A 4,154-nucleotide genomic window follows, 5' to 3' on the forward strand; every position below is an offset into this window, starting at 1 on the left:
AAAAACAGAGGTACCGACAAGAGCGGACTTGAAGTCGGGAATTGGGCAGTCAGGGAGACCAATATGGATACTTCTTGGGTCAAAGTTGGTGGAGCCTTTCGTTTAAATGCTATTTGGACACATTATGAAGGGAATACAGCTCCATTAGGGACTTTTATTCAGAATGAATGGACATGGGATTCTTGGTGGATAGAAATAGATGCCTATAAGGATGGGCTACAATTTGCTTTTCAATACCGCTTTTTCCCAACATTCAATACACATTTCATCAAATTTGGATGGGTGGGTTACCGCTTCAATGAATCCAACAACCTTCAGTTTGGAATTACGCAAGTCCCATTTGGTTTGCTTACTTATGCTTCTCATAACTGGTGGTTTCAGCTTCCTTATTACGTGGGGTTGGAAGATGATCATCAGATTGGCTTCAATTATACCAGAAATTGGAAAGACTGGACTTTAAATGCAGCTTATTTTCTGATGAGCGAACCTCGGGGAACAAATGAGCTGTCATTTGGTGAAGCGTCTACAGCAAGGTACAGCTATGACGTTGTACCGATTGACGGTAATAATAACATAGAGAGACACCAATGGAATGTCAGGGCAGCAAAACAAATAGGTGGGGCGGAGCTTGGACTTTCCCTTCAGACCCATCAGCTTTTTAACCAAGTGACAGAACATATTGGTAGAAATTATTCTGCTGCAATTCATTATGAACAGGATTATGGCAGGTGGAACCTGAAAACACAGGCTCTCTATTATGCTTTTGAAGATGTGAGAGATGATGCTGGAAATGTTTTGGAGGCAGTGCAGATGGGAGCATATGGTTTTGGTACTTACGATGTGGCAAGTAATGCCGCAATGTATCTGGCTGGTTTGGCTTACAATATTCCAGTTTCTTGGGGACCTGTTCGGAATGTTCAGGTGTATAACAATTACACTTTCATGAGAAAATATAACAATGTAACCATTGATAATGAAAGGATTCGTTTTGCGAACACCCAACAAAATGTATTTGGTGCATTGGTCACCGCTGGCCATATCTATTGCTATTTTGATGTTGCAAGGGGAGTCAACCATCCTTGGTTGACTGGAGCTTTTGGTGGTAACGCTTTGGGAACAGGCCGTGGTATTGGTGATATAACACAGCCTGTTAGTTCAAGTAATCCGATTGATCCTAATCCAGGCTGGAATACACGTCTCAATATTAACATGGGTTATTATTTCTGAGGCAGTGCTGCATCATTGCAGAAAAGGAGTATAGGCTTTCTCTTGGATGAAAGGACAAGAGTAGCTTTTGATAATTGGAAATAAGTTTGAACGATGGCAGCAATGTCATAAAATTAATGATTGATGATATCTAAAAAGTATTTCGATATTCACAAACCCGTATTTTGGCCTGCAATTGCCTTAATTGTACTTTTCATTTCTATCACCCTAATTGTTGGGGAGCCAATGGAAAGCTTTTTTGCGGGGTTCAAAGATTGGGTCACAGACAAAACAGGTTGGATATTCATTGTTACTGTCAATGCCTTTTTGATATTCTGTGTGTATTTGGCATTCAGTAAATATGGGAGTATTCGATTAGGCGGTAAAGAAGCAGAACCTGAATTCACAACTGCAGCTTGGTTTGCCATGTTGTTCAGTGCTGGTATGGGAATTGGATTGTTATTTTGGGGAGTTGCCGAGCCGGTTTTCCATTACAAATCTCCTCCTTTTGGTGAAGGTGGTACTGTGGAGGCTGCAGAGAAAGCCATGAATTACACTTTTATGCACTGGGGGTTTCATGCTTGGGCCATCTATGCTTTGGTAGCCCTAAGTCTTGGTTTTTTTGCATTCAACAAAGGTTTGCCTTTAACGATTCGTTCGGTTTTTTATCCAATTTTAGGAGATCGGATTTATGGCTGGATAGGAGATGTGATTGATGTCTTTGCAGTTTTAGCGACTCTTTTCGGTTTGGCTACCTCATTAGGTCTGGGCGTGAAGCAGGTCGGTGCTGGTATTGCATACCTTACAGATTTTGATAATAGTGTTTGGCTTCAAGTGGGGCTGATAGGCGGGATTACCTTGATAGCTACTTTATCTGTTGTGGCAGGAGTAGAGAAAGGTGTGAAATTCTTAAGTGAGTGGAATATTCGAATTGCAGCCATCTTACTGATTTTCATTTTGATAGTGGGCCCTACCTTATTTATTTTCCGCTCTACGGTACAGAATATAGGCAATTACCTGACTAGCATAGTCACCGTAGCAACATGGACAGAGGCCTATCGGGACCAAGGCTGGCAAGGGGACTGGACCGTTTTCTATTGGGCTTGGTGGATTTCCTGGTCACCTTTTGTGGGAATGTTTATTGCCCGGGTATCAAAAGGCCGTACTATTCGGGAGTTTATCACGGGCGTTCTCATTATTCCTAGTTTTTTGACCTTCTTTTGGTTGAGTGCAATGGGGGGTAGCGCCATATTTATAGATCTTCACAATGAGGCTAGTAATTTGGCAGAGCAAATCACCCAAGATGAAGCAACAGCTCTTTTCGTGTTTTTGGGAGAATTTCCTTTTGCAACGATAGGGTCAATTGTAGGTATGATTTTGATCGCATCATTTTTTGTCACTTCATCTGATTCAGGTTCCTTGGTGATAGACAGCATAACGGCTGGTGGAAAATTAGACGCTCCGGTTGCTCAGCGGGTGTTTTGGGCCTGTACAGAAGGTGCTGTTGCAGCTGTATTGCTGATAGGAGGGGGGCTGACGGCCTTACAGACAGCTACTATTTCCACAGGACTTCCATTTCTCGTCATCTTGTTGGTAATGGCGTATTCATTGAGGAAAGGTCTCCAAAAAGAATTCGCAGAGATGACCCTGCTGAGTCAGGAAAAAAGCCGTAAAAATTATGAAGGTAAATTAGCTGAAGTGGTTTGGAAGAATATCCAAAAGCGTAATAAAACAACTGAACCCGACTCAACCCCCAAAAAAACCAAATGATATGAAATATAAACTTGAACGTATTGTACTGCTTGCAGACCTGAGCTCTGTGGATAACCTACTTTTGAAGTATATTAAAAAACTTGATAATTTTTTTAATTTCAAACAGTTGGATATCATTCATTGGCTTGAGATTGATAGCCTGCCTTCAGGATTACGTGAAACCTTGGCCGAGCAGGGGCGCAACCTGAGTGATATTTTGGCTGAAGAACTATCAGAACAGGTAGATGACATATTTGGTACCGGTAATGATGCAGTAAAAATCCATATTTGGCATGATAAAAAAGTAAGTGATCTGATTGCCAGGATCGATGCAAATTCCTACGACTTGATGTTGCTGGGCAAAAAACACCATTATGAAGGGTCTGGTACCTTGAGCTCCAAATTGGTTCGCTTAAGCAAGACTCCCTGTTTGTTTATTCCTGAAATGGCAAGGCCAAGATTTGATGCCATTTTAGCTCCCATTGATTTTTCTAAATATAGTGCTCCTGTAGTGGAAATGGGCTTGGAGTTGGCGAAAAAGGCTTCTTCTACATTGGAACTTGTACATGTCATCAAATTATCCATGCAGTTTTTTCCCTACATCAAAGATACCAAGGATATCAAGAAAGAACTTCAGAAAAAGGCCGAAGATAAATTCAAACAATTGAAAAAGAAAGTTGCCGATTCTCCTGATACCACCATGTTATTTGGAGGTGACGAACACATTAGTAAAACAATTTATGATTACGCACTTGGGCAGGGTATTGACCTGATTGTACTTGGGCGAAAAGGAAGCAACGATGACAGCGATTTCCTGATTGGGTCTGTAGCAGAACGTTTGATTGCCAATGACAAATCAATTCCTGTTTTAGTGCTGAATCAATAAAAGTTAATAAGAGTTTCTTTGCTCTAAAGGTTTACCTTTTGATTTTAAGTGATTGTCTTTTGATAATTACTTAAAGGAGGAGGTAGCATTATAGTTCGGAATGCTACCGCAGATGCACACAGGTTTTCGATGATAGCTTCGCTGTGATTGTAGGGGGATATTGTAATTGCTTGTTTTCTGAATTATAGATTTTTAGTCCAAATCAGATACTAAAGTGAGAATCAGATATTGCTTTTAATGTCGAGCTAAGAATTTCCTGATTCTTGAATTACTCCAATTTCCAGCTTCATATAAAATGTTGCTTTTTAGG

Annotated in this window: 3 protein-coding genes; all 3 read left to right on the forward strand. The window is 40.7% G+C overall.

The features are described from left to right. A partial coding sequence (locus EA341_RS00575; protein WP_293010737.1) for a hypothetical protein occupies positions 1-1,227 on the forward strand: 1,227 nt, incomplete at its 5' end. Between the two features lie 123 nt (positions 1,228-1,350). Then, the gene (locus tag EA341_RS00580) at positions 1,351-2,976 is read left to right on the forward strand and encodes a BCCT family transporter (protein ID WP_293010738.1); all 1,626 of its coding nucleotides are present in this window, start codon (positions 1,351-1,353) and stop codon (positions 2,974-2,976) included. A 1-nt stretch (position 2,977) separates the two neighbouring features. Continuing rightward, positions 2,978-3,844 carry a universal stress protein gene (locus EA341_RS00585; protein ID WP_293010739.1) on the forward strand — a complete coding sequence of 289 codons (867 nt, stop codon included), beginning with the start codon at positions 2,978-2,980 and terminating at the stop codon, positions 3,842-3,844. The last annotated feature ends 310 nt before the right edge of the window (positions 3,845-4,154 follow it).

This window comes from Mongoliibacter sp. (genome assembly GCF_007692705.1).
In the GTDB taxonomy this organism is placed as follows: domain Bacteria; phylum Bacteroidota; class Bacteroidia; order Cytophagales; family Cyclobacteriaceae; genus Mongoliibacter.